Origin of the sequence: Rhodovulum sp. HP10 (genome assembly GCF_047553435.1) — a bacterium.
Lineage (GTDB): Bacteria > Pseudomonadota > Alphaproteobacteria > Rhodobacterales > Rhodobacteraceae > Rhodovulum.
The window spans coordinates 1081945-1105272 of sequence record NZ_CP180201.1 but is presented as its reverse complement, the minus strand read 5'-3'; the positions used below and the strand labels follow the sequence as shown (position 1 = coordinate 1105272).

Annotated in this window: 24 protein-coding genes; 8 read left to right on the top strand and 16 right to left on the bottom strand. The window is 67.0% G+C overall.

Annotated features, from left to right (window positions below; all coding sequences use genetic code 11):
- Nucleotides 1–29: 29 nt before the first annotated feature.
- From ACK8CO_RS05055 to ACK8CO_RS05035, 5 genes are all read left to right on the top strand, one after another.
- Entirely contained in the window at nucleotides 30–290 is a 261-nt protein-coding gene (locus ACK8CO_RS05055) for a hypothetical protein (protein ID WP_196774414.1), read from the top strand.
- On the top strand, nucleotides 235–948 hold the full coding sequence (locus tag ACK8CO_RS05050; RefSeq protein WP_080617948.1) for a helix-turn-helix transcriptional regulator: 714 nt from the start codon (nucleotides 235–237) through the stop codon (nucleotides 946–948). The genes ACK8CO_RS05055 and ACK8CO_RS05050 overlap by 56 nt, the downstream gene beginning before the upstream one ends.
- 140 nt (nucleotides 949–1088) lie before the next feature.
- Nucleotides 1089–1730 (top strand): acyl-homoserine-lactone synthase, encoded by a 642-nt coding sequence (locus ACK8CO_RS05045; RefSeq protein ID WP_414898375.1) that lies wholly within the window; start codon nucleotides 1089–1091, stop codon nucleotides 1728–1730.
- A gap of 41 nt (nucleotides 1731–1771) precedes the next feature.
- A complete protein-coding gene (locus tag ACK8CO_RS05040) occupies nucleotides 1772–3304 on the top strand; it encodes an ATP-dependent DNA helicase (protein WP_414898374.1) in 1533 nt (510 codons plus the stop codon).
- Entirely contained in the window at nucleotides 3301–4035 is a 735-nt protein-coding gene (locus ACK8CO_RS05035; protein ID WP_414898373.1) for an SDR family oxidoreductase, read from the top strand. Before ACK8CO_RS05040 ends, ACK8CO_RS05035 begins: the two co-directional genes overlap by 4 nt.
- Here ACK8CO_RS05035 and ACK8CO_RS05030 read toward each other — a convergent pair whose 3' ends face one another.
- From ACK8CO_RS05030 to trpS, 13 genes are all read right to left on the bottom strand, one after another.
- Nucleotides 4036–4803 (bottom strand): TIGR02186 family protein, encoded by a 768-nt coding sequence (locus ACK8CO_RS05030; protein ID WP_414898372.1) that lies wholly within the window; start codon nucleotides 4801–4803, stop codon nucleotides 4036–4038.
- A complete protein-coding gene (locus ACK8CO_RS05025; RefSeq protein WP_080615500.1) occupies nucleotides 4803–5714 on the bottom strand; it encodes a sulfite exporter TauE/SafE family protein in 912 nt (303 codons plus the stop codon). The genes ACK8CO_RS05030 and ACK8CO_RS05025 overlap by 1 nt, the downstream gene beginning before the upstream one ends.
- Nucleotides 5715–5770: 56 nt before the next feature.
- The gene (locus ACK8CO_RS05020; protein ID WP_414898371.1) at nucleotides 5771–6742 is read right to left on the bottom strand and encodes an ABC transporter permease; all 972 of its coding nucleotides are present in this window, start codon (nucleotides 6740–6742) and stop codon (nucleotides 5771–5773) included.
- On the bottom strand, nucleotides 6742–7836 hold the full coding sequence (locus ACK8CO_RS05015; protein ID WP_414898370.1) for an ABC transporter permease: 1095 nt from the start codon (nucleotides 7834–7836) through the stop codon (nucleotides 6742–6744). The genes ACK8CO_RS05020 and ACK8CO_RS05015 overlap by 1 nt, the downstream gene beginning before the upstream one ends.
- A 1-nt stretch (nucleotide 7837) precedes the next feature.
- Nucleotides 7838–9400: an ABC transporter ATP-binding protein gene (locus ACK8CO_RS05010; protein ID WP_414898369.1), complete on the bottom strand. Its 1563-nt coding sequence runs from the start codon at nucleotides 9398–9400 to the stop codon at nucleotides 7838–7840.
- 5 nt (nucleotides 9401–9405) lie between these two features.
- The gene (locus tag ACK8CO_RS05005) at nucleotides 9406–10395 is read right to left on the bottom strand and encodes a BMP family lipoprotein (protein WP_080615504.1); all 990 of its coding nucleotides are present in this window, start codon (nucleotides 10393–10395) and stop codon (nucleotides 9406–9408) included.
- Nucleotides 10396–10511: 116 nt separating this feature from the next.
- Nucleotides 10512–10934, bottom strand: a complete 423-nt coding sequence (locus ACK8CO_RS05000; RefSeq protein ID WP_414898368.1) for a GNAT family N-acetyltransferase — start codon at nucleotides 10932–10934, stop codon at nucleotides 10512–10514.
- The gene (gene tsaB, locus ACK8CO_RS04995; protein WP_414898367.1) at nucleotides 10931–11614 is read right to left on the bottom strand and encodes a tRNA (adenosine(37)-N6)-threonylcarbamoyltransferase complex dimerization subunit type 1 TsaB; all 684 of its coding nucleotides are present in this window, start codon (nucleotides 11612–11614) and stop codon (nucleotides 10931–10933) included. Before tsaB ends, ACK8CO_RS05000 begins: the two co-directional genes overlap by 4 nt.
- Complete coding sequence (locus ACK8CO_RS04990; protein WP_080615507.1) at nucleotides 11614–12180, bottom strand: NifU family protein; 567 nt, start codon at nucleotides 12178–12180, stop codon at nucleotides 11614–11616. Before ACK8CO_RS04990 ends, tsaB begins: the two co-directional genes overlap by 1 nt.
- A gap of 102 nt (nucleotides 12181–12282) precedes the next feature.
- Nucleotides 12283–12738, bottom strand: a complete 456-nt coding sequence (locus ACK8CO_RS04985) for a universal stress protein (RefSeq protein WP_080615508.1) — start codon at nucleotides 12736–12738, stop codon at nucleotides 12283–12285.
- 168 nt (nucleotides 12739–12906) lie between these two features.
- A complete protein-coding gene (locus ACK8CO_RS04980) occupies nucleotides 12907–13770 on the bottom strand; it encodes a branched-chain amino acid aminotransferase (protein ID WP_414898366.1) in 864 nt (287 codons plus the stop codon).
- Nucleotides 13771–14052: 282 nt separating this feature from the next.
- Nucleotides 14053–14574: a VOC family protein gene (locus ACK8CO_RS04975; RefSeq protein WP_414898365.1), complete on the bottom strand. Its 522-nt coding sequence runs from the start codon at nucleotides 14572–14574 to the stop codon at nucleotides 14053–14055.
- A 91-nt stretch (nucleotides 14575–14665) separates the two neighbouring features.
- Nucleotides 14666–15688, bottom strand: a complete 1023-nt coding sequence (gene trpS, locus ACK8CO_RS04970) for a tryptophan--tRNA ligase (RefSeq protein WP_414898364.1) — start codon at nucleotides 15686–15688, stop codon at nucleotides 14666–14668.
- A 79-nt stretch (nucleotides 15689–15767) separates the two neighbouring features.
- Between trpS and ACK8CO_RS04965 the strand changes: the two genes are divergently transcribed.
- Nucleotides 15768–16454, top strand: a complete 687-nt coding sequence (locus ACK8CO_RS04965) for a rhomboid family intramembrane serine protease (protein ID WP_080615512.1) — start codon at nucleotides 15768–15770, stop codon at nucleotides 16452–16454.
- Here ACK8CO_RS04965 and murJ read toward each other — a convergent pair.
- Genes murJ through ACK8CO_RS04950 form a run of 3 tightly spaced genes read right to left on the bottom strand, consistent with a single transcriptional unit; the run spans nucleotide 16445 to nucleotide 21961 of the window.
- The gene (gene murJ, locus ACK8CO_RS04960) at nucleotides 16445–17989 is read right to left on the bottom strand and encodes a murein biosynthesis integral membrane protein MurJ (RefSeq protein ID WP_414898363.1); all 1545 of its coding nucleotides are present in this window, start codon (nucleotides 17987–17989) and stop codon (nucleotides 16445–16447) included. The two genes, ACK8CO_RS04965 and murJ, sit on opposite strands and share 10 nt — an antisense overlap.
- The gene (locus tag ACK8CO_RS04955; protein ID WP_414898362.1) at nucleotides 17989–20805 is read right to left on the bottom strand and encodes a [protein-PII] uridylyltransferase; all 2817 of its coding nucleotides are present in this window, start codon (nucleotides 20803–20805) and stop codon (nucleotides 17989–17991) included. The genes murJ and ACK8CO_RS04955 overlap by 1 nt, the downstream gene beginning before the upstream one ends.
- Nucleotides 20765–21961: a penicillin-binding protein activator gene (locus ACK8CO_RS04950; RefSeq protein WP_414898361.1), complete on the bottom strand. Its 1197-nt coding sequence runs from the start codon at nucleotides 21959–21961 to the stop codon at nucleotides 20765–20767. Before ACK8CO_RS04950 ends, ACK8CO_RS04955 begins: the two co-directional genes overlap by 41 nt.
- Here ACK8CO_RS04950 and rsmI point away from each other — a divergent pair.
- Together rsmI and ACK8CO_RS04940 are read left to right on the top strand one after the other, a co-directional pair.
- Complete coding sequence (rsmI, locus tag ACK8CO_RS04945; protein ID WP_414898360.1) at nucleotides 21960–22928, top strand: 16S rRNA (cytidine(1402)-2'-O)-methyltransferase; 969 nt, start codon at nucleotides 21960–21962, stop codon at nucleotides 22926–22928. The genes ACK8CO_RS04950 and rsmI overlap by 2 nt on opposite strands.
- On the top strand, nucleotides 22925–23278 hold the full coding sequence (locus ACK8CO_RS04940) for a YraN family protein (protein WP_414898359.1): 354 nt from the start codon (nucleotides 22925–22927) through the stop codon (nucleotides 23276–23278). The genes rsmI and ACK8CO_RS04940 overlap by 4 nt, the downstream gene beginning before the upstream one ends.
- The last annotated feature ends 50 nt before the right edge of the window (nucleotides 23279–23328 follow it).

Genomic DNA, 23328 nt, shown 5'->3' with positions numbered 1-23328 from the left:
TCATTAACCACTAGGAATGGACAACGACCATGAAGCACGAATGGCTGATCGACATTCTTGGCGACCTCAAGAACTACGCGAGAAAGAACGGACTGACAGCACTGTCCGAGGAGCTTCTCACCTGTCAGGCTATGGCCGCGGTCGAGATTTCCTCCCTCGAGGCAGGTCGTGCACGAGGTCAGGTTGGGGAGAGAGCGTCGTCGATGACGGCGTGGGGTGATGCAGATTCATGTGATGCAAGGAGGCTTAGAATCGTTCCTGGACCGTTTGCAACGGGCAACGACGCTTGAGGATCTCTATCGGGTCACCGAGGATCTGCGCGACCGCTATGGCGTGTTGCACATCGTCTATCACTGGGTCAACAGCGTCGGCGAACGCTATGGCGCAGGCACCTACTCGACCGAATGGGTCGACCGCTATCTCGAATGCGATTACCTGATGATCGACCCGGTGATCTTCGGCTGTTACAGCCGGTTTCATCCGGTCGACTGGAAAGAGCTGGACTGGTCCTCGAAACAGGCGCGGGCCTTCCTGCGCGACGCGATGTCCTACGGGCTCGGCAATCAGGGCGTCTCGATCCCGCTGCACGGACCTAAGGGCCAGTTCGCGCTGTTCACCGTCAATGACAGCTGCTCGGACGCGGAATGGGAGATGTTCAAGCAGGTCAACCTGCGCGACCTGATCCTGATTGCGCATGATTTCAACAAGAAGGCGCTGGAATTCGAGCAATGGTCCGATCCGGCGCCGCGCGCTGCGCTTTCGCCGCGGGAGCTGAGTGCGATGACCCTTCTGGCCAAGGGCATGAGCCGGGCGCAGGCCGCGCAGGAGCTGTCGATCTCAGAGCATACCCTGCGGGTCTATGTCGAAACCGCGCGGCACAAGCTCGGTGCGCTCAACACCACGCATGCCGTCGCCCGCGCCCTGAGCTCGGGTCTGATCGTGGTCTGATCGTGGTCTTATTATTAAGCCCTTGTTGAAATTAAAAAATATCGAAGCAACGTGACCCCGGCGCGCTTCTGTTTAGCGCGTTGGTAACCAAGCGCTCCTTAGCCTGACCCGATAAAGTGATCGGCAGAGGGCTAAAAATCATGCTGCGTTACATCTACGGCGTCGACCTTCACAAGTTTCCGCTTCTGCGCGACACCATGTTCCGGGATCGGGCGCGACAGTTCCACGATCGTCTCGGCTGGGCGGTGACGGTCGATGACAGCGGGGAAGAGCGCGACCAGTATGACGGGCTCAACCCGCTTTATGTCATCTGGGAACAGGCGGATGGCCAACATGGCGGGTCGATGCGGTTTCTACCGACCACCGGGCGGACGATGGTCAACGAGCATTTCCTTCATGTCACCGGCGGCGTCCGCATCGAAAGCCCGCTGATCTGGGAATGCACCCGCTTCTGCCTTGCGCCCGATGCCGGACGCGAGGTGACCGCCGGGCTGGTTCTCGGCGCGGGCGAGGTGATGGCCCATTTCGCGGTCCGGCATTTCGTTGCCGTCTTCGATCTGCGGATGGAACGGATCTATCGCCTGATGGGGGTCGAACCCGACGTGATCGGCAGGGCGGGTCACGGCCGCAACTTGATCGGACTTGGCCTTTGGGAGATGCAGGAGGCGGCCTGGCCGCGCACCCTGGCCCGGCTCGGCATCGGCCGCGAGACCTCGCTCGACTGGTTCCGGGCCTCGTTCTCGGCGCCGACCACGGCCCCGCGCGAGCTTGCCGTCGCCTGATCGCGCTGGCACCTGCCGGGCGCGGCCTGTAGGCTGCGCTCATGACCTTGCCCGAGCTGCGCTTTTCCGACGATCAGGCCGAAGCCCATGACCGCGTGACGGACTTGTTGCGCGGTTTCGGCGTCGATCTGGATGAGGGCTGCCTCGCGAACCGGACCGAAGGCAAGACCGGTGTTCTGGCCATCACCGGCAAGGCCGGGTCGGGCAAGACGCTGCTGCTGGCCGAGCTGGTGCGCGCTGCGGTCGAGGCAGGCGTCGAGATCGTCTCGGGCGATTACGAGAGCAAGCGCCGCAAGGAACGCCGGACCCTGGCAGTGCTGGCGCCGACCAACAAGGCGGCCAGCGTGTTGCGCCAGCGCGGCGTGCCGGCGACCACGATCCACCGCATCATCTACACCCCCGTCTACGACCCCGAATACGAGAAGATCGCCGAGTGGCTGACCGGCGAGGGCGAACGTCCCGAGATCGAGGGGCTGACCGAGGCCGCGCTCGACCGGGCGCAGGCCTTCTATGCCTCGGTCGCGTCGGTCCCCGGGGCGCTGGCTGCGGCCGGGCTCAAGGGCAGTGATTTCATCAATGGCTGGAAACGGCGCGAGGACCCGCTCGATATCGGCTTCGTCGACGAGGCCTCGATGCTGGACGAACGCCAGTTCGACGATCTGCGCGAACTTTTCCCCGCGCTCGTGCTGTTCGGCGATCCGGCGCAGCTGGCGCCGGTCAACCAGTCGGGCAAGATGGTGTTCGACCGGCTGGCCGGACCGCAGACGATGGAACTGCACCGCATCCACCGTCAGGAGACCGATAACCCGATCCTCGATCTGGCCCATGCGCTGGCCGACCCCGAGGTCGATTTCGACCGCTTCGAGCGGATGGTCGAACAGGCTGCTGCCCGCGACAGCCGGGTCGAACTGGCACCCCGGGTCGATTCCGATCTGATGGCGCGCTCGCCGGTGCTGGTCTGGCGCAATGCGACACGGATCCGGCTGATCCATGCCTTCCGCCATGCCCATGGCGCGCCGGCCGATGCGCTTCTGCCGGGCGAGCCGCTGATCTGCGACGGGATCGAGCTGCCGCTCAAGCACCGCAAGAAGCGGATCGATCTCGAGGCGCGCGGGCTGATCAAGGGCGCGCAGGTGATCTATGTCGGCCCCGGCCGCAAGCCGGGCTTTTCGATCATGCATGTGATCGGCGCCGAGGACCCGCGGCTGTCGGTGGCCTCGATCGTCAAGATCGAGATGCCCGAGGAGGAAGAGCCCTTCATCCCCTATGCCGCCACCATGGGCGCGGCCTTCCTGCACGGGGCGGCGGTGACGATCCACAAGGCGCAGGGCTCGCAATGGCCGGCGGTGCAGGTCTTCGCCCCCGATCTTTACGCGGCTGCCCGGGCGGGGCGGGTCGAGGCGGGCCAGCCGCTCTGGAAGCGGCTCGCCTATGTCGCGATCACCCGCGCCGAAGAGCGGCTGCTCTGGGTCACGCGCTACCGGCTGGCGCGACCCTCCGGGACGCTGAGCGCCGATGATCTGACGGCCGCCCCCGCACCCCTGACCCTGACCGCCGAGGAGGCCCGCCCATGACCGGCAGGACGATCCTGATCACCGGCGCCAGCAGCGGCATCGGCCGCGCCGCGGCCGAGCTGTTTCTGGACTATGGCTGGCGGGTCGGGCTGCTGGCGCGCCGGGCCGATCTTCTGGACGAGATCGCGGCAGGACGCGAGGCGGCGCTGGCGCTGCCCGCCGACGTGACCGATGCCCAAGCGGTTGACGCCGCCTTCGACGCCTTCATGGCCTGGGCCGGGCGGCTGGATGTGCTGTTCAACAATGCCGGCACCTTCGGCCCGTCGGGTCCGATCGACGAGATCGACCCGGCAGACTGGGCACAGGTGCTGTCGGTCAATGTCGGTGGCATGTTCCTGGCTGCCCGCGCGGCCTTCGCCCGGATGCGGGGGCAGGCGCCGCAGGGCGGGCGGATCGTCAATAACGGCTCTCTCTCGGCCCATGTCCCGCGCGAGGGCTCGGTCTGCTACACGACCACCAAGCATGCGGTGAGCGGGCTGACCAAGACGCTCAGCCTCGACGGCCGGCCCTTCGGCATCGCCTGCGGCCAGATCGATATCGGCAATGCCCGCACCGCGCTGGTCGAGGATCTCACCGAACGGGCGCGGGCCGAGGGGCGGCCGGTGCAGCCCACGATGGATGTCGCCCATGCCGCGCGCGCGGTCCTGCACATGTCCGATCTGCCGCCCGAGGCCAATGTCCAGTTCATGACGGTGATGGCGACGACGATGCCCTATATCGGGCGCGGCTGATCAGCTTTTCATCATCCGGAAGGCCGCCGATGCGCCCCAGCCCGCGGCGATGGCGATGGCAAGCGAGAGGATCGCATAGGCCAGCGGATGCTCATGGGCCAGCAGATAGGTCCAGCGCTCGAGCCCGACCTTGTGCACGCCGATGGTGGTCTCATAGGCATCGACGACCTCGCCGCCGCGGGTCAGGAAGATCCGCGTGGCATATTCGCCCTCGGTCAGGTTCGAGGGAAGCGCGATCGAGGTTCGGAACAGGGTCTGTTCGTCCAGTTCGACGGCGCCGGGCAGTTCCTGATACAGCCCCGTCTCGGAGCGGATGCGGATCAGCGCGTCGATGAAGCTCTGCGCCTCGGGGGTTTCCTCGGTGACGCCCACGGAGCGGATCGCGCGGGGGATCGAGACCTGGTGGCGCAGATCCTCGGTCTGCGACAGCGCGCGGTCCAGGGGCGCGGTCGTGGCCACGGCATAGAAACTGGGCGCGGCCGAGATCCGGACCGATTCCGTGTTGATCCAGATCCCGGCGCGGCGGTCCTTCTTGCGCACGGTCGCGGGCGTCGAGGGGCCGGCGACGGTGACCACCACCTCGAGCGGCGGGGCCTCGGGGGGCGGGGCATCGCGCTTGACCGCGCCGAAGATCAGGATCTCGGAGCCCGCGAAATTGGTTGTGATCGAGACCCGGGTCTGGCTGAGGCCCGCGACCACGCTTTCGGCGCGGGCGGGCAGGGCGGCCAGCAGCAGAAGCGGCAGCAGAAGGGGCAGGCGACGCAGCATCAGCGCACCCGGTCCGCGATGGAGTAAAGCTCGGACGGTTCGATCAGCAGGTCGAGCGCAAGCTTGGCGCAGACCGCCAGAACCAGCACCGCCAGCAGGATGCGAAGCTGTTCGGCCTTCATCTTCAGCCCGATGCCGGTGCCGATCTGCGCGCCCACGACGCCGCCGATCAGCAGCAGAAGCGCCAGCCCCAGATCGACGGTATGGTTGGTCGTCGCATGCAGGATTGTGGTGAAGCCGCTGACGAAGATGATCTGGAACAGCGAGGTGCCGATCACCACCTTGGTCGGCATGCCCAGCAGGTAGATCATCGCGGGCACCATGATGAAGCCGCCGCCGACCCCCATGATCGCCGACAGCACACCGACAAAGGCGCCCACGATCAGCGGCGGGATCGCCGAGAGATACAGCCCCGAGGTGCGGAACTTCATCTTGAAGGGCAGGGCGTCGAACCAGGTCCGCTGCTTGCGCTTGCGCGCGACGCCCTTGCGGGTGCGGTTGATGGCGGCGAGGCTCTCGACGAACATCAGGGCGCCGATGATGCCCAAGAAGACCACATAGCACAGCTTGACCAGCAGATCGACCTGGCCGATGCCGCGCATCAGGTTGAAGATCCAGACCCCCAGCACCGCGCCTGCCATGCCTCCGGCCAGAAGCACCGTTCCCATGCGCAGATCGACCGTCTTGCGCCGGAAATGCGCCAGCACCCCCGAGATCGACGAGGCGACGATCTGGGCGGACTGGGTCGCGACGGCGACGGCCGGGGGAATGCCGATGAAGAACAGCAAGGGCGTCAGCAGGAACCCCCCGCCCACGCCGAACATGCCCGACAGGATACCGACCATCCCGCCAAGCCCCAGCAGCAGGAAGGCATTCACGGATACTTCGGCGATGGGTAGGTAGATCTGCATGACCGGTCCCTAAAGCGCCTTTGCCGGTCCTGGCAAGGATGCGCGGCCCGGCAGGGTCAGATTTTACGCTCCTTGACATAGGGCTCGCCGCCCGCACGAGGAGGGACGGCGCGTCCGACGAAGCCTGCCAGGATCACCACGGTCAGGATATAGGGCAGCGCGTCCATCACCTGCCCCGGAAATGCGATCCCGGCAAGCTCGATATTCTGGTAGCGCAGCGCCATCGCCTGCAGCAGCCCGAACAGGACGGTCGCCCCTAGGGCCTGCCAGGGCCGCCATTTCGCGAAGATCAGCGCGGCAAGCGCGATATAGCCCCGCCCGGCGGTCATGTCCCTGGAAAACCCCGCCTGCAACGAGGTCGCCAGATAGGCCCCCGCCAGCCCGCAGAGGGCGCCGCAGATCGCGACCGCCGCATAGCGCGTGGCGGGAACCGAGACGCCCGCGGTATCGACCGCTTCGGGGTTCTCGCCCACGGCCCGCAGCCGCAGACCGAAGCGCGTCCGGTACAGCACCCACCAGCTGGCCGGAACCAGCGCCACGGCGACATAGACCAGCAGCGTATGGCCCGAGATCAGCTCGGCATAGACGGGACCCAGGACGGGCACCGGGCGCAGCGTCTCGGCCAAGGGCAGGGCGATGGCCTCGAACCGCGCGCCGCCCGACAGCGAGGGCGTGCGCCCGCCCTGATGGAACCAGTCCTGGGCCAGCACCACGGTCAGACCGGCCGCCAGGAAGTTGATCGCGACGCCCGAGATCAGCTGGTTGCCCCGGAAGGTGATTGCCGAGAGCCCATGAAGCCCGGCCAGGACCATCGACCCACCGATCCCGGCCAGAAGCCCCAGCCAGACCGAGCCCGTCACCGCCGCGGTCGCGGCCGAGCCGAAGGCCGCGGCCAGCATCTTGCCCTCGAGCCCGATATCGTAGATGCCCGAGCGTTCCGAGAACAGCCCGGCGAGGCAGGCCAGCAAGAGCGGCGTGGCCAGCCGGATGGTGGAATCGAGCACCTGCAGCAGCGTTGCAAGATCCATCACGCCCGCCCTTTGCCGAGGGCGAGGAACAGCCGTTCCAGCGGCATCCGCACCATGTTGTCGAGCGCGCCGGTAAACAGGATCACCAGCGCCTGGATCACCACGATCAGCTCGCGCGGGATGTCGGTCCACAGCGCGAGCTCGGCGCCGCCCTGATAGAGAAAACCGAACAGGATCGCGGCGAGCAGGACGCCCAAAGGGTGGTTCCGGCCCATCAGCGCGACCGCGATGCCGATGAAGCCCGCCCCCCCGACCGAGTTCATGACCAGCCGCTCGGCCTCGCCCATCACGGTGTTGACCGCCATCAGCCCGGCCAACGCGCCCGATATCAGCATCGCCCACATCACCGTGCGCAGCGGATGGATGCCGGCATAGATCGCTGCCGGTTCGGAATGGCCGAGCGCCCGGATCTCATAGCCGGGACGGGTGCGCCAGATCAGCAGCCAGACCGCGAGGCAGGCCGCCAGCGCCAGCAGGAAGCTGATATTGGCGGGCGCGGCCTTCGAGAAGGCGATGCCCAAGGGCGCCGCTAGATCATGCAGCGTCGGCAGATGGGTGCCCTCGCCGAAGCGCGCGCTCGAGGGGTCCATCGCGCCCGCCGGGCGCAGGACGTTGACCAGAAGGTAATTCAGCAGCGAGGCCGCGATGAAGTTGAACATGATCGTGGTGATGACGATATGGCTGCCGCGCCGGGCCTGCAGCCAGGCCGGTATGGCGGCCCAGGCGGCGCCGAACAGCGCGGCGCCCAGCGCGGCCGCAGGCAGCGCCAGCGCCCAATGCGGCCAGGGCAGGGCGAGGCAGACCAGCGCCACGCCCAGCCCGCCCAGCGTTGCCTGCCCCTCGCCGCCGATATTGAACAGACCGGCATGGAAGGCGACGGCAACCGCAAGCCCGGTGAAGATGAAGTTGGTCGCGTAGTAGAGCGTGTAGCCCCAGCCATAGGTCGAGCCGAGCGCCCCCGAGACCATCATCTTCACTGCGGCCACCGGGTCTTCGCCGATGCCGAGGATCACCAGCGCCGAAAGCAGCGCCGCGATCGCGAGGCTGATCAGCGGGATCAGGACCAGATCGGCCCATTTCGGTATCGTGTTCATGTCAGGCGGCCTCTCCGCCGAGCCCGGCCATCATCAGGCCCAGTTCGGTCTCGTCGGTCTCGGCGGCCAGCCGTTCGCCCATGATCCGCCCGCCGCAGATGACCGCGATCCGGTCGGAAAGGCCCAGGATATCGTCCAGCTCGACGCTGACCAGCAGCACTGCCTTACCCGCGTCGCGCAGCTCGAGAATGCGGCGGTGGATCAGCTCGATGGCGCCGATATCGACACCCCGGGTCGGCTGGCCGATCAGCAGAAGAGCGGGATTGCGCTCGATCTCGCGTGCCAGAACCAGCTTCTGCTGATTGCCGCCGGAAAAGTTCTGCGCGGCAAGGACGGGATCGGGCGGGCGGATGTCGAACCGCGCCATCTGGGCTTCGGCGCGGTCGCGGATGCCGGCATTGTCCATCAGGCGCAGCCGGGTCCGGAGTGCGGGATCGGTGTGATAGCCGAAGACCGAATCTTCCCAGGCGTGGAAGGGCAGGATCAGCCCCTCGCGTTGCCGGTCCTCGGGGACATGGGCGATGCCGGCCGCGCGCCGTGCGCGAGCGTCGCTGCGCGGCCCGGACAGGTCGATCTCCTTGCCCTCGATCCGGACATGGCCGGTTGCGGGCCGCATGCCGCCCAGCACCTCCAGCAGATGCGACTGGCCGTTTCCGGCGATGCCGGCAATGCCGAGGATCTCGCCCGCGCGAAGCTGAAGCGAGACGTCCGAGAGGCGGCGCACACCCTCGGCATCGATCACCGAGAGCCCTTCGATGTCCAGCACAAGGCGCCCCGGCCGGGCCGGAGACTTGTCCGTTTGCAACAGAACCTTTCGGCCGACCATCCGTTCGGCCAGCTCGGCGGGGCTGGTCTCGGCCGTCTGCAGGGTGGCGGTCATCTCCCCGCGCCGCATGACGGAAACCGTGTCGGTCGCGGCCATGATCTCGCGCAGCTTGTGGGTGATGAGGAGGATGGTCTTCCCCTGCGACTTGAGGTTTTCCAATATCCGGAAAAGGTGGTCGGCCTCGGATGGCGTCAGCACGCCTGTCGGTTCGTCGAGGATCAGGATGTCGGCCTGCCGATAGAGCGCCTTCAGGATCTCGACCCGCTGGCGCATGCCGACGCCCAGATCCTCGATCCGGGCATCGGGGTCGACCTCCAGCCCGTAATCGGCGGCAAGCCGGCGCAGGATGCGCCGGGCCTTGTCCAGCGACCGGGACAGAAGCGCCCCCTCTTCGCGGCCCAAGATGATATTCTCGAGCACGGTGAAGGGCTCGACCAGCTTGAAATGCTGGAACACCATGCCGATGCCCGCGCGGATCGCATCCTGGCTGTCGGTGATCCGGACCGGTTGGCCACCGATCAGGATCTCGCCCGCATCGGCCCGGTAAAAGCCGTAAAGGATCGACATCAGCGTCGATTTGCCGGCGCCGTTCTCGCCGATGATGCCGTGGATCGAGCCGCGCCGGACCCGGAGCGAAATGTTCCGGTTCGCCTGCACCGGCCCGAAGGCCTTGGAAATGCCCCGCAATTCCAGCGCCGGGACGGTGGCATCGGCGCCGGAAAGTGCCGCCCCCGCCATGGCGGTCAGTTCACCGGGCAGCTGTTGTCGGACATGTAATCATGCACCACGGTCTCGCCCGAGACGATCCTGGCCTTGGCGGCCTCGACCGCCGCGACCATTTGCGGGCTCACCAGGTCCCTGTTGTTCTCGTCCATGGCATAGCCCACGGCGTCTTCGGCCAGACCAAGGCGAAAGCTGCCCGTCTCCATCCCGGCCCCGGCGCTGAAAGCCTCGTAGACGGCCAGATCGACGCGCTTGACCATCGAGGTCAGAACCTGCCCGGGATGCAGGTGGTTCTGATTGCTGTCGACCCCGATCGAGAGGATCCCCTCATCGGCTGCTGCCTGCAACACGCCCAGCCCGGTGGTGCCGGCCGCCGCGAAGATCACGTCGGCGCCCTGGCCGATCTGGGCGCGGGCCAGCTCGCTGCCCTTGACCGGGTCGGCCCAGGCATCGGCGGTGGTGCCGGTCATGTTCTGCAGGACGGTCACATCGGCATCGACCGCCTTCGCGCCCTGGGCATAGCCGCAGGCGAACTTGCGGATCAAAGGGATGTCCATGCCGCCGACGAAGCCCACGGTGTTCGTTTCAGACGCCATCGCGGCCATCATCCCGACCAGATAGCTGCCCTCATGTTCGGAAAAGACAATCGAGCGGACATTGGCGGCCTCGACGGTCTCGTCGATGATCTCGAATTTGGTGTCGGGATAGTCGGGCGCGACCTCTTCAAGCACCGACTTGAAGGCAAAGCCGGTCATCGCGATCGGGTTCAGCCCGGCCTCGGCGAAACGGCGCAGGGCCTGTTCGCGCTGGGCCTCGGATTGCAGCTCGATCTCACGATAGCTGCCGCCGGTCTCGGCCTTCCAGCGCTCGGCGCCGGTGAAGGCGGCCTCGTTGAAGGACTTGTCGTATTTGCCACCGACGTCGTAAATCAGCGCCGGATCGGCCAGCGCGGTGCCGGCCGTCAAGGCCAGAGCGGCCGCGGCCGCCATGGTCTGCTGCATCTTCGTCATCTCGTGCTGTCTCCCGATTGTTGTGTCGGCCAGAAGGCAAGGCGGGCCGTTGGGAGGCGATGGCCATCTGCCCATACCGATTAAGGCCGCGCGCCGGGGCAGGCGTCAACCGGATTTCAACCCTGCGACGAGAAGGCCTTGCGCATGACCAGAGCGTCGATGCGTCGGCCGTCGGGGGTGGCGTAATAGTGGGGCCGACAACCGGCCAGCTCGAAGCCCGCCGCCCGGTACAGTCCGCAGGCGGCGGCATTGTCGGTGGCGACCTCGAGAAAGGCCTCCTGTGCCGCGCGGGCGCGCGCTGCCTGCTCGAATTCGGCCAGCCTTGCCCGGCCCAGCCCGGTTCTTCGGCATTCGGGCGCGACGGCGATGGTCAGCAACTCGGCCTCTCCGGCGGCGACCCGGCCAAGGGCCACGGCCTGCGCATCGCCGCAGAGAAAGGTTCCGGGCGTGGCCAGGAGCGCCTCGAATTCGGCAGCGCTCCAGGGGCGCGGCGTTGTGAAGCAGCGGGCATGCAGTGCAGCCAGTGCAGCCGGCGTCATGGCAGGATGGCCGGCGGCGGGTCGGCGGGAGGTGCTGCATCGGCGGGGCGCACGTAAAGCGGGGCGGGGCGGGGCGGAAGCTCGCCGCCGCTCAGAAGCGCGGCCGCCTCCCGGGCGATCGCCGGGGCGATCCCGACCGGCACCGCCTCGTGCCAGCCGGTGCCGAAGGCCGTGCCGAGCCGTCGGGCGGCAAAGCCCGTGACATGGGCGATGCCCTCGGCCCCGATCTCGGCCAGAGGTGGCGGGGCTTCGGGGTCGATCATCCGCGCGGGCCCGGCCCGCCCCGCCCGCAGCGGCTGGACATAGGCCAGACCGCGCGGCGCCTCGAGGCTCAGAAGATCCGCGTCGGGGCCGGGGGCGCTGCGGCGCAGCACCTGGAACATCGAGACACCTATGGCGGGCAGACCCGCCGCCAGCGCCAGCCCGCGTGCTGCCGCCACCGAAATCCTGATACCGGTGAAGTTGCCGGGACCGACGCCGACGCCAAGCCCGGCCAGATCCTTCCAGCCAAGGCCGGCGTCTTCGAGAACGGCTTCCAGAAGCGGCATCAGGGCCTCGGCCTGGCCGCGCGCCATCTCCAGATGTCTGCTCAGAACGATCTCGCCATCCCGAAGCAGGGCCGCGCAGCAATGGGGACCGGAGGTGTCGAAGGCAAGGATCGGAGCGATGCTGCCGCCCATCACATCGCGTCGGCGACGGGACGGACCTCGGTAACCTCGGGGATGTAATGCCGCAGCAGGTTCTCGATGCCCATCTTCAGCGTCAGCGTCGAGGAGGGGCAGCCGGCGCAGGCGCCCTGCATATGCAGATAGACCACCCCCCGGTCGAAGCCGTGGAAGGTGATGTCGCCGCCATCCTGGGCCACGGCCGGGCGTACGCGCGTATCAAGCAACTCCTTGATCTGACGCACGATATCCTCGTCGGGGCCGTCATGTTCGGCATGGCCCGCATCCGCATTCTCACCCGTCATCACGGGCTGGCCGGACTGGAAATGCTCCATGATCGCGCCGAGGATCGCGGGCTTGATATGGTCCCATTCGACCGCGTCGGCCTTAGTCACGGTCACGAAATCGGTGCCGAAGAAGACCCCGCGCACGCCCTCCACGCCGAAGATCCGTGTCGCGAGCGGCGAGTTCGCCGAGCCCTCGGCGCTGGGGAAATCGGCCGTGCCGGTCTCCAGAACCGCCTGTCCGGGCAGGAACTTCAGGGTGGCAGGGTTCGGTGTGGATTCGGTCTGGATAAACATGTGCCTATTCCTTAGCTTTGCGCTCGGATATGCGCTCGACCGGGCGATTTGTCAACTTTAGAGCAATTCTAACATATCTGCCAACGCCCGGCCAGCGATCGCTTAGCACACCGCTTCAAGACGCTCCTTCGAGAGCCCGCCGGGCACGATCGTGACCGGAACGGGCAGGCTGCCCGAGCTGCGCGCAAGCTGGGTCACCAGCGGCCCGGGCCCCTTGCTGTCGGTGCCCGCTCCCAGAACCAGCACGCCGATCTCGGGGTCTTCGCGGATCTGGGCGAGGATCTCGGGCACCGCCTCGCCTTCGCGGATTACCAGTTCGGGGTCGATCCCCTGCCGGTCGCGCATCCATTTCGCGAAGACCTCGTAATGCGCCTCGATCCGTTCGCGCGCTTCCTCGCGCATAAGATCGCCGACCCCGATCCAGTGGTTGAACTCCTCGGGGGCGATCACCGACAGGATCTGCACCCCGCCGCCGGTCTTCGCGGCCCTGAGCGCGGCAAAACGCATCGCGTTCAGACATTCGCGACTGTCGTCAAGAACCACAAGAAATTTGCGCATCGGGTCCTCCTCCGGGAACCGCGCCTAAGCATGACCGACCGGCCCGGCGCTGGCAACTCCCCCTGCTGCGGGCCGGCCGGTTGCCGGCGGGCCCGCGTTTCGGTCTTCTTCCTGGTTCAAATACCCATGGCGCGACCGTCCCGGTTCACGCTTTCGACTGGGCGGGACTCAGGCGGCCGAATGCGCCCAGTCCCAATAGATCTCGCGGACCTTCGCGGTCAGCGGGCCGGGCTGGTACTGCACGTCGTCGAAGGCCTTGACCGGGGTCACCTTCATCATGTTGCCCGACAGGAACACCTCGTCGGCGCGGCGCACATCCTCGAAGCTCAGAACCGCCTCATGAACCTTGTAGCCCGCCGCCGTCAGGTTCGAGATATGCCGCTTGCGGGTCAGCCCGGCCAGGAAGGTGCCATTGGCGATGGGGGTGAAGAATTCGCCATCCTTCACGATGAAGACATTCGCGGTCGCGGTCTCGGCGACATTGCCCAGCGCATCCGCGACCAGCGCATTGCCGAAGCCCTTGGCCCGCGCCTCGGCCAGCATCCGCGCGTTGTTGGGATACAGGCAGCCCGCCTTGGCATTGACGACGGCGCAGTCCAGCGTCGGGCGGCGGAAGCGGGTGGTGGTCATCGTGGTGGCGCTGCCCGGCGCGGCCATCGGGATCTCTTCGAGGCAGATCGCAAAGCCGGTGGCGCCGGGCTTGGGCGCGACCCCCAGCGAGTCGCCCTCGAGCGCCCAATACATCGGCCGGATATAGACGGCGGCATCGGCGGGGTAGGTCTTCAGCCCCTCGCGGACGATCTCGGTCATGTCCGCCCCGTCGATGGTGGGGGTGATCATCAGCGCCTCGGCCGAGCGGTTGATCCGGTCGCAATGGGCCTGAAGATCGGGCGCGATGCCCTCGAAATAGCGCGCGCCGTCGAAGACGGTGGTGCCCAGCCAGGCGCCGTGATCGGCCGCGCACATCACCGGAATGTCGCTCCTGTGCCAGGTTCCGTTGTAATAGGTTCGGATATTCGTACCTGTGGCCATGACGGCGCCTCTTTTCGGAAAATTTTGGCGCACCCTAGACCCGGGGCAGAGAGCCGTCCAGATCGGAGCACGTCGCAGGGACGACGTGCGGTCGGCGGCGCCCCCGCGCAGGGAAACACGCCCCCGGCGGGACGGCCGGGGGCGCTTCGGGATCCGTATTCCGCAGGGACGGGCGCAACGGGCGAATGCACCGACTTGGGGATTGCGGGGCGGCCCCCGGGCCAACCGGACCTGGCGGAACCCGGCTTCCCGACCCTCGGCGGCAAGCGATTCCGTTTTGTGTCAGGCCTGTTTCGGTTCTGTGAATTCGACATCGTCTCCGCGACCGGCCTCTGCCAGCAGCGCGTCGAGATCGAGCGGGCGGTTCACCATCCGGAGCCGGCCTTCGGCATCGCGCGGCCAGTCCGCCTCGGGGCGGTCGCGGTAAAGCTCGACCCCGTTGCCGTCGGGATCGTTCAGGTAGACGGCCTCGCTCACGCCGTGATCGGCCGCGCCGGTCAGCGAGATGCCGGCCGCCAGCACCCGGGCCAGCGCGGCGCCAAGGCTCGCGCGGTCGGGAAACAGGATCGCGCTGTGGTAAAGCCCGGTATGGCCGGGCGGGGGCGGCGTGGCGCCGAGGCTTTCCCAGGTGTTCAGACCGAGATGGTGATGATAGCCGCCTGCCGACAAAAAGGCCGCTCCCGGCCCGTAGCGCTGGGTCAGCTCGAAGCCCAGAACGCCGGAATAGAAGGCGATGGCGCGGTCGAGATCGGCGACCTTCAGGTGGATATGGCCGATGCGGGTTCCGGCGGGAAGAGGGGTCATGGGATGTCTCCTTTCGTTGCGAAAGATAGCATCCCGAAGAGGCCGCACATATCGCCGGAAAATCCAGGCGATATGTGCGTATATGCGTAGATCAGGCGCCGATCATCCCGACGATCTCGCGGGCGCGCCGCACGATCGGGGCGGCGATGGCATCGGCCTGTTCGGCGCCATCGGCGAGGATGCGGTCGATCCCGGCCGGGTCCTGCATCAGGCGGCTCATCTCGGAAGAGATCGGCGACAGCCGCTCGACCGCCAGATCGGCAAGCGCGGGCTTGAAGCTGCCGAATTGCTGGCCGGCATAGTCGGCCACGACCTCGGCTGCGGTCTTGCCGGAAAGGGCGGCATAGATGTTGACGAGGTTGCGCGCCTCGGGCCGTCCTTCCAGCCCTTCGAGGGTCTCGGGCAGCGGTTCGGGGTCGGTCTTGGCCTTCCTGATCTTCTTGGCGATGGCATCGGCATCGTCGGTCAGGTTGATCCGGCTCATGTCGGACGGGTCCGATTTCGACATCTTCTTGGTGCCGTCGCGCAAGGACATCACCCGGGTCGCGGCGCCCTCGATCACCGGCTCGGGGACCGGGAAGAAATCGGTGCCATAGTCGTTGTTGAACTTGATCGCGATATCGCGGGTCAGCTCGACATGCTGCTTCTGGTCCTCGCCGACCGGCACATGGGTGGCATGATAGACGAGGATGTCGGCCGCCATCAGCGCCGGATAGGCGAACAGCCCCAACGACACGTTCTCGGAATTCTTGCCCGCCTTGTCCTTGAACTGGGTCATGCGCTGCATCCAGCCGAGCCGCGCGACGCAGTTGAAGATCCAGCTCAGCTGGGCATGGCCGGGCACTGCCGACTGGTTGAACAGGATCGATTTCTTCGGGTCGATGCCGCTGGCGATGAAGCCCGCCGTCAGCTCGCGCGTGGCGTGGCGCAGTTTCTCGGGGTCTTGCCAGACGGTGATCGCATGCATGTCGACGATGCAGTAGATCGTGGGCATGTCGCCCTGGTCCTGGGTTTCGCCAAAGCGCTTGAGCGCGCCCAGGTAATTGCCCAGCGTCAGCCCGCCCGAGGGCTGGATGCCGGAAAAGACTCGCGGTGTGTGGACCACCTCGGCCATCGGTTCATCTCCGTCTGGAATTTCACGCTTCGTTCGCTTACCGATGCGGGGGAACAGCGTCAACCGAGGCCCGTGTCGCATGCAGTCCGATCCGAACGCTCCGCCGATCAATCCCTTGCCCGCCGTGGTCTGGCTGCTGGCGCTGCCGGTCATCGCGATGGAGGCGGTCCTGAGCCTCGGGGCGAGCGGGCTCGTGGGCGGACCTGCCGCGGTCGGCTGGCGATTGCAGGCGATCCGCGATTACGGCTTTTCGGGGCAGGTTCTCGACTGGATGCTGCAGAGCGGTCAGTTTCCCGCCGACCAGATGATCCGCTTCGTCACCTATCCCTTCATCCATGCCAGCCTGACCCATGCGGTCTTCGTCGTGGTCTTCATCCTGGCGTTGGGCAAGATGGTGGGCGAGGTGTTCCGGGCCTGGGCGGTGCTGCTGGTCTTTTTCGGTGCGGCCATCGTCGGCGCGCTGGCCTATGGGCTTCTGCTCGATACGCCGATGCCGCTGATCGGCGGTTATCCTGCTGTCTACGGGCTGATCGGCGCCTTCACCTTCCTGATGTGGGTGCGGCTCGCGGGGACCGGCCCGACCCAGTACCGGGCCTTCACCCTGATCGGGCTGCTTCTGGGCATCCAGCTTCTGTTCGGCCTGCTGTTCGGCGGCGGGCTCGACTGGGTCGCCGATCTGGCCGGGTTCTGCACCGGTTTCCTGCTGTCCTTCGTGGTCAGCCCCGGCGGCTGGGCCCGGGTGCGGGCGAAGATCCGTCAGCGCTGACGGCGCATCGCCCGGCGGAATTCCGACAGCCGGAACGCGCCCAGCAGGTGGCCCAGCCCGAAATAGGACAGGATGCCCAGCGCCACCAGCCCGGCCAGGGCCGGATAGCGTAGCCCGCCCCCGGCCAGCCAGGGCTCTGCGCCCCGGGCCGCGAGCCACAGGATCGCCCCCATCAGCGCCGAGGCCAGCGCGATCCTGCCGGCCCGGCGCAGGAACCGCGCATCGGGTTCGGCGGCAGCACCGAAGCGCCGCGATCCGCGCCAGAGCAGCGCCACCATGGCCCAGCCCGCGAGCGTCGTGCCCCAGGCGGCGGCGATATAGCCGAAGACCGGGGCCAGCCCGATGGCGATACCCGCATTCGCCGCGAGCGCGCCGAGCGCATAGTGGAACGGGCGCCGGGTATCCTCGCGCGCGAAGAACAGCGGTTGCAGGACCTTCTGCATCACGAAGGCCGGCAGCCCCGCGCCATAGACCGCGACGGCCAGTGCCGTGGCCGCCACATCGGCCTGGTCGAAGGCGCCGCGCTGGAACAGGACCGCCACGATGGGCCCCGGAATCGTGGCCAGGGCGACCGCGGCGGGCAGGGTCAGGGCGAGGGCGAATTCGCCCGCGCGGTTGAAGGCGTCGCGCCCGCCCGCGGTGTCGCCTGCGCCCAGACGGCGCGAGAGATCGGGCAGGAGCACCACGCCGATGGCGATGCCGACCACGCCAAGCGGCAGCTGGTAGAGCCGGTCGGCATAGGAGAGCCAGGCTACGGCGCCCTCGAAGAAGCTGGCAACCTGACGTCCGATCAGCAGATTGACCTGCACCACGCCGCCCGCCAGTGCGGCCGGCGCCGCGATGATGGCCAGCCGCTTCAGTTCGGGCGTGAGGCGGGGGCGGCGGAAGGTCAGACGGAAGCCTGCCTTCGCGGCAGCCGCCCAGACCAGCGCCATCTGTGCGATCCCGGCCAGCGGCACCGTCCAGACCAGCGCATCGCCGACCGGCCAGCCCATTTCGGCCGCCAGCAGCATCGCGCCGACCAGGAGAATGTTCAGCAGGACCGGTGCCGCCGCCGCGGCGACGAAGCGGCCGGTGGCGTTCAGCACGCCCGACAGGAGTGCGGCCAGCGAGATGAACAGGATATAGGGAAAGGCGATCCGGCCATAGACCACCGCGATGTCGAAGCGCTGGTCGGCCGCGAAGCCGCCCGCCATGGCCAGCACCAGGGCAGGCATCGCGATCTGGGCCAGAAGGGTAAAGCCGATCAGGATCGTCGCAAGCCCGGTGAAGGCGTCGCGGGCGAAGTCGAGCGCGCCCTCGTCCCGTTCGAGCTTCTTCGAGAAGAGCGGAATGAAGGCCATGTTGAACGCCCCTTCAGCGAAGAAGCGGCGGAACATATTGGGCAGCGAGAAGGCCACCAGGAAGGCCTCGGCCACCGGGCCGGTGCCGAGATAGGCGGCGATCAGGATGTCGCGGGCGAAGCCCAGGATGCGGCTGGCCAGGGTCCAGACGCCGACGGTCATAAAGCCCGACACCAGCCGGATCGGGCGCATTAGCTGTTCGCCCTTTCGGTGCCCTTCACGATCGCCTCGCGCAGCTTGCGTTCAAGCGACTCCTGCCGCGATCTGGCATAGAGCTTCAGCCCGAAGCTGTCCTTCACATAGAAGCTGTCGACCACCTGCGCGCCATAGGTCGCGATCATCGCCGAGGCGATATAGATGTTGCTGGTCGCGAAGACCCGGGTCAGGTCGTAAAGCAGCCCCGGCCGGTCGCGGGTATCGACCTCGATGATGGTGTAGATCTCCGAGCCGTCATTGTCGAAGGTGATCGAGGTCGGGAAGCGGAAGCTGCGCTCGCGCTTCTTGAACTTGTCGCGGTCGGCCAGCTTCTCGCGCGGGCGGACCTCGCCCATCAGGGTCTTCTCGATCATCTGGCTGAGCCGGCTCAGCCGCGAGGCGTCATAGGGCGAGCCGTCGCCATCCTGGATCCAGAAGGCGGCGGTGGCGTATCCGTCCTTGGTGGTATAGGTGCGCGCGTCGACCACGTTGGCGCCGACCAGCGCCAGCGCGCCGGCCAGCCGCGAGAAGATGCCGGGATGGTCCGAAAGCGCAAAGCAGACCCGGGTGGCGTCGCGGTCGGCATCCTCGGCCAGATCTATCCGGATCTCGTCGTCGCTGATGCCCCGCAGCAGCCTCGCCATCACCACATGCGTTCCGGTCGGCAGGCCCTGCCAGTAGGGGCCGTAATGGCGGCCGATCTCGGCCCGCAGCTCCTTCGCGTCCCAGTCCGGAAGCGCCTCGCGCAGCGCGCGCCGGGCCTCGGCCTCGCGGCGGTCGCGGTTGACATCCTCCAGCCCGCCTTCCAGCGCGCGCACGGTCTCGCAGTAGAGGCTGCGGATCAGCTGGGCCTTCCAGTTGTTCCAGGTGCCGGGGCCCACCCCGATGATGTCGCAGACGGTCAGCACCGTCAGCAGGTCGAGCCGCTTGCGGGTTTTCACCGCTTTGGCGAAATCGCGCACCGTGCGCGGGTCGGACAGGTCGCGCTTCTGGGCCATGTCCGACATCAGCAGGTGATAGCGCACCAGCCATTCGACGGTTTCGCATTCCTCCGGCCTGAGCCCGAGCCGCGGCGCGACCTTGCGCGCGATCTGCGCGCCCAGCACCGAATGGTCTTCGGGGCGGCCCTTGCCGATGTCATGCAGCAGGAGCGCGACATACAGCACCCGCCGGTTCAGGCCGTCCTTGAGGATCCGGCTGGCGATGGGCAGTTCCTCGATCAGTTCGCCGCGCTCGATCTGGGCGAGCGTCGAGACGCACTGGATCGTGTGCTCGTCCACCGTGTAGCTGTGATAGACGTTGAACTGCATCATCGCCACGATGGGCTCGAATTCCGGGATCAGCGCCGAGAGCACGCCAAGCTCGTTCATCCGCCGGAGCGAGCGTTCGGGGTTGCCGTGCTTGAGCAGCAGGTCGAGGAAGATCCGCTGTGCTTCGGGGGCGTTGCGGACATCCTCGTCGATCAGCCGCAGATTGGCCTGGATCAGTCGCATCGCGTCGGGATGCAGCAGCGTGCCGGTCCGGAGCGCTTCCTCGAAGATCTTCAGCAGGTTCAGCTTGTCGGCCAGGAATGCCTTGGGGTCCGAGACATTCATGCGGTTCTGGACGATCTCGTAGCCTTTCGGCACCTTCCGGCGGCGCCGGAACAGCCCGATCAGCGCGGGTTCCTTCTTGACATGGGCGGCCTCGAGCTTGGTCAGGAAGATCCGGGTCAGGTCGCCAACGGTGGTGGCGTGGCGGAAATAGTCCTGCATGAAATGCTCGACCGCGCGGCGCCCGCCATGATCGGCATAGCCCATCCGCGCCGCCACCTCGACCTGCATGTCAAAGGTCAGCTGGTCGATCGCGCGGTCCGCGATCAGGTGCAGATGGCAGCGCACGGCCCAGAGAAACCGCTCTGCCGCGACGAAACCGGTGAATTCGTCGCGAGTGAAGAAGCCCAGCTTGACCAGTTGAGAGGCGCGGTCGACGCGATAGACGTATTTCGCGATCCAGTAGAGCGATTGCAGGTCGCGCAGCCCGCCCTTGCCCTCCTTCACATTGGGTTCCAGCACGTAGCGCTGGCCACCCTGCTTGCGGTGACGTTCCGAGCGTTCGGCCAGCTTGGCCTCGATGAATTCGGCCGCCGTGCCCTTGAAGAGATCGTCCCAAAGCGCGCTGTCCAGGGCCCTGGCCAGCGGCGCATGCCCGCCGAGAAGGCGGTTTTCCAGCAGGGCCGTGCGGATCGTGTAATCCTCGCGCCCCAGTCGCAGGCAGTCCTTCACCGTGCGTGAGGCGTGCCCCACTTTCAGCCTTAGGTCCCAGAGCATGTAGAGCGTGGATTCGATCACGCTTTCCGCCCAGGGGGTCAGCTTGTAGGGGATCAGAAACAGCAGGTCGACATCGGAATGCGGCGCCATCTCGCTTCGGCCGTAGCCGCCGACCGCGAATACGGCGAGCCGTTCGCCTTCGGTCGGGTTGGGCCGCGGGTGCAGGACTTCGCCGGAGACCCTCAGGGTCGCGCGGACCAGGCAGTCGGTGAGCCAGGTATAGGCGCGCACGGTCGGGCCGGCGTCAAATGGCCTGTCGGCAAAGGCTGCAGCGATCGCGCCGCGCCCCTTCTGCCGGGCCTCGGAAAGGTAATGCACAACGGCATCCCGCAGGGCCTTGGAGTCGATGCCCTGATCCGTCAGCCGGGTCAGTTCGGCCTCGAAGGCCGTCTGATCGAAAATGTCGGAGGCCGGGCAGATCAGGCTGTCCGGCGCCTGGGTCGTCTTGCGGGCTCTGGACGGGCTAGAAGCCTGCGCTGCCGAAACTTCTTGGAGCGGGGTCAATCACGGTCACCTGGTTGTCGCGGATCTCGGCCACGGCCAAGGCCCGCTCGTTCGTTCCATCTGTACGCAGGCGGAACACGCCGTTGACGCCGACAAAGCCCGAAGGCTGGGTCAGGGCGGAAACCGACAATGCGTCGCTGCGGCCCTGGCTGGCAAGGGCGCCGATCGCGGCGATGCCGTCATAGGCAAGGCCCGCCGCGGGATGGGCCGGCTCGCCATAGGCGGCCGTGTAGCGCCGTTCGAACCGGTCCGAAACGCCGGGATCAGGAAGGGCGAACCAGCCACCCTGCAGTCCGGGAAGCGCCAGGGTGGAGGGCGGGATGTCCCAGCGTGTCAGCCCGATGAACTGCACCTTGGCGGGATCTACGCGGTTTTCCGGAAGCAGTTGCGCCAGCAGCGGCAGGGCGCCGGCGGTGCTGGCGGTGAAGAAGATAGCCTGTGCGGCCGAGTCGCGCGCCTTGCGCGCGAGGGAGGGGATGGCCTGGACCACGCCGTTTTGCGACAGCTCGTAACTGCCGGTCGCGGCGACCGATCCGCCGCTGCGGGCCACGGCCGAGGCGATTGCCGCGCGCCCGGCCTCGCCCGCCACATCGGGATCGTGCACGATCATGACATTGGTCCGGCCCTGTGCCGCGGCGTAGCGCGCCAGACGGTTGGCTGTGTTCTCGAAGGTCGGTCCCAGCACGAACACGTTGCCGCCGGCGATCTCGGGGTTGTTCGAGAAGCTCAGCACGTTGACGCCGCGCCGTGCGACGGCCAGGCCGGCCGCATTTGCGGATTGTGCATAGAGCGGGCCGAGGATGATCTTGGCGCCGTCCGAGACGGCCTCGGAGGCGACCTTGGCGGCGATATCGGGATTGCCTGCGGTTTCATAGACGCGAAGATCGACCTTCACACCCTTGAGATCCGAAATCGCGAGACGTGCGGCGTTTTCGAGGCTGCGCGCCAGAACCTGGTCGCCCGCATTGGCCGAGCCGCCCGGCACCAGCAGTGCCACCGGAACCGGTTTCGATCCGTCGATCGACGGGCCGCCGCCGATACCTCCGGGCTGGCAGGCCGCAAGCAGAGCGAGTGCGCCGAGACCCAGAACCGATGCCAGAACCCTCGGCCGAACCGCTGGCAACCGCTTGCGGCAGGCGCGAAAAACGGCGAACATGGACGTCTCCTTCGCTGGGGCGATCTCGTCGGCGACCCTATGCGGATCGACGGGGCAAGTAAACGTCAGACAGGTAAAAGAATCCTTGGAGATCCTCCGAAATCCGCTGGCCCCCGGGCTTTATTTCGTGGCCACGCCGATCGGTGCCGCGCGCGACATCACGCTCAGGGGGCTCGATGTTCTGGCGTCGGCCGACGCTATCGCGGCAGAGGATACCCGCACGGCGCGTCATCTGATGCAGATCCATGGCATTGCGCTCGGCGAGCGGCCGTTGATTGCCTATCATGACCATTCCCCAGCCTCGGTGCGCGATGCCCTGGTTGAAATGGCGGCCGCAGGCAAGTCGGTCGCCTGTGTCAGCGAGGCGGGCACGCCGATGGTGTCCGATCCGGGCTTTCCGCTGGCGCGGGCCGCGATCGCGGCCGGGGTCGCGGTGCATGCCGCCCCCGGACCTTCGGCGATGCTGGCCGCGCTGGTGGTGGCGGGCCTGCCAAGTGATCGTGTGCTGTTCGCGGGGTTTCCGCCTGCCCAGTCGGGCGCGCGCAGCCGGATGCTGGACGAGCTTTCGAATGTGCCCGCGACGCTGGTTTTCTATGAATCTCCCAAACGCATTAGCCGGTTGTTAGCAGAAATGGCGGTATCTCTCGGAGGAGATCGCGACGCAGCGGTCTGCCGGGAATTGACCAAGCGATTCGAGGAGGTCTCGCGTGGCAGTCTCGCCGAACTGGCAGAGGCCTTTCGCGACCGTGAGGTTCGCGGCGAGATCGTGCTGTTGGTCGGACGGGCTCCTGTCAGGGCTGTCGAGCAGAACGATCTCGACGCGGCGCTTGACGAGGCGCTGGCGCGTCTTTCCGTGAAGGACGCGGTGGCCGAAGTGGCGGCGGCGCTCGAACTGCCGCGGCGCCGGGTTTACCAGGCGGCGTTGTTGCGAGAACGGCATGCTGCCAAGCCGGAGGGAACGGGATGAGCGGAACGGTTTCCTATCACGCCGGGCGGTCTGCCGAGGACTGCGTTGCCCGTGGGTATGAGGGGCGCGGCATGGCGATCGTGGCCCGGCGCTGGCGCGGGGCGGGCGGCGAGATCGACCTCGTTGCCCGTGATGGCGACGCGCTCGTCTTCGTCGAGGTCAAGAAAAGCCGCAGTTTCGCCCGTGCTGCCGAGCGGGTCACGCGGCGCCAGATGGATCGTGTCATGACGGCGGCGCAGGAATATCTTGCGGGCGAACCCGGCGGGCAGTTGACCGATATCCGTTTCGACGTTGCGCTTGTGAACGGTTTCGGCGAAGTCGACATTCTCGAGAACGCGTTCTGCGCCTGAGCGCGGTTGCAAATTCCAGGCGCCTCGGTCATCCAGAGCGGATGCCGCAT

Excerpts from the sequence above, each read along its gene's own strand:
- ACK8CO_RS05055 (WP_196774414.1), top strand. The coding sequence starts at position 30 with ATGAAGCACGAATGGCTGATCGACATTCTTGGCGACCTCAAGAACTAC.
- ACK8CO_RS05050 (WP_080617948.1), top strand. The coding sequence starts at position 235 with ATGCAAGGAGGCTTAGAATCGTTCCTGGACCGTTTGCAACGGGCAACG.
- ACK8CO_RS05045 (WP_414898375.1), top strand. The coding sequence starts at position 1,089 with ATGCTGCGTTACATCTACGGCGTCGACCTTCACAAGTTTCCGCTTCTG.
- ACK8CO_RS05040 (WP_414898374.1), top strand. The coding sequence starts at position 1,772 with ATGACCTTGCCCGAGCTGCGCTTTTCCGACGATCAGGCCGAAGCCCAT.
- ACK8CO_RS05035 (WP_414898373.1), top strand. The coding sequence starts at position 3,301 with ATGACCGGCAGGACGATCCTGATCACCGGCGCCAGCAGCGGCATCGGC.
- ACK8CO_RS05030 (WP_414898372.1), bottom strand. The coding sequence starts at position 4,803 with ATGCTGCGTCGCCTGCCCCTTCTGCTGCCGCTTCTGCTGCTGGCCGCC.
- ACK8CO_RS05025 (WP_080615500.1), bottom strand. The coding sequence starts at position 5,714 with ATGCAGATCTACCTACCCATCGCCGAAGTATCCGTGAATGCCTTCCTG.
- ACK8CO_RS05020 (WP_414898371.1), bottom strand. The coding sequence starts at position 6,742 with ATGGATCTTGCAACGCTGCTGCAGGTGCTCGATTCCACCATCCGGCTG.
- ACK8CO_RS05015 (WP_414898370.1), bottom strand. The coding sequence starts at position 7,836 with ATGAACACGATACCGAAATGGGCCGATCTGGTCCTGATCCCGCTGATC.
- ACK8CO_RS05010 (WP_414898369.1), bottom strand. The coding sequence starts at position 9,400 with ATGGCGGGGGCGGCACTTTCCGGCGCCGATGCCACCGTCCCGGCGCTG.
- ACK8CO_RS05005 (WP_080615504.1), bottom strand. The coding sequence starts at position 10,395 with ATGACGAAGATGCAGCAGACCATGGCGGCCGCGGCCGCTCTGGCCTTG.
- ACK8CO_RS05000 (WP_414898368.1), bottom strand. The coding sequence starts at position 10,934 with ATGACGCCGGCTGCACTGGCTGCACTGCATGCCCGCTGCTTCACAACG.
- tsaB (WP_414898367.1), bottom strand. The coding sequence starts at position 11,614 with ATGGGCGGCAGCATCGCTCCGATCCTTGCCTTCGACACCTCCGGTCCC.
- ACK8CO_RS04990 (WP_080615507.1), bottom strand. The coding sequence starts at position 12,180 with ATGTTTATCCAGACCGAATCCACACCGAACCCTGCCACCCTGAAGTTC.
- ACK8CO_RS04985 (WP_080615508.1), bottom strand. The coding sequence starts at position 12,738 with ATGCGCAAATTTCTTGTGGTTCTTGACGACAGTCGCGAATGTCTGAAC.
- ACK8CO_RS04980 (WP_414898366.1), bottom strand. The coding sequence starts at position 13,770 with ATGGCCACAGGTACGAATATCCGAACCTATTACAACGGAACCTGGCAC.
- ACK8CO_RS04975 (WP_414898365.1), bottom strand. The coding sequence starts at position 14,574 with ATGACCCCTCTTCCCGCCGGAACCCGCATCGGCCATATCCACCTGAAG.
- trpS (WP_414898364.1), bottom strand. The coding sequence starts at position 15,688 with ATGGCCGAGGTGGTCCACACACCGCGAGTCTTTTCCGGCATCCAGCCC.
- ACK8CO_RS04965 (WP_080615512.1), top strand. The coding sequence starts at position 15,768 with ATGCAGTCCGATCCGAACGCTCCGCCGATCAATCCCTTGCCCGCCGTG.
- murJ (WP_414898363.1), bottom strand. The coding sequence starts at position 17,989 with ATGCGCCCGATCCGGCTGGTGTCGGGCTTTATGACCGTCGGCGTCTGG.
- rsmI (WP_414898360.1), top strand. The coding sequence starts at position 21,960 with ATGGACGTCTCCTTCGCTGGGGCGATCTCGTCGGCGACCCTATGCGGA.
- ACK8CO_RS04950 (WP_414898361.1), bottom strand. The coding sequence starts at position 21,961 with ATGTTCGCCGTTTTTCGCGCCTGCCGCAAGCGGTTGCCAGCGGTTCGG.
- ACK8CO_RS04940 (WP_414898359.1), top strand. The coding sequence starts at position 22,925 with ATGAGCGGAACGGTTTCCTATCACGCCGGGCGGTCTGCCGAGGACTGC.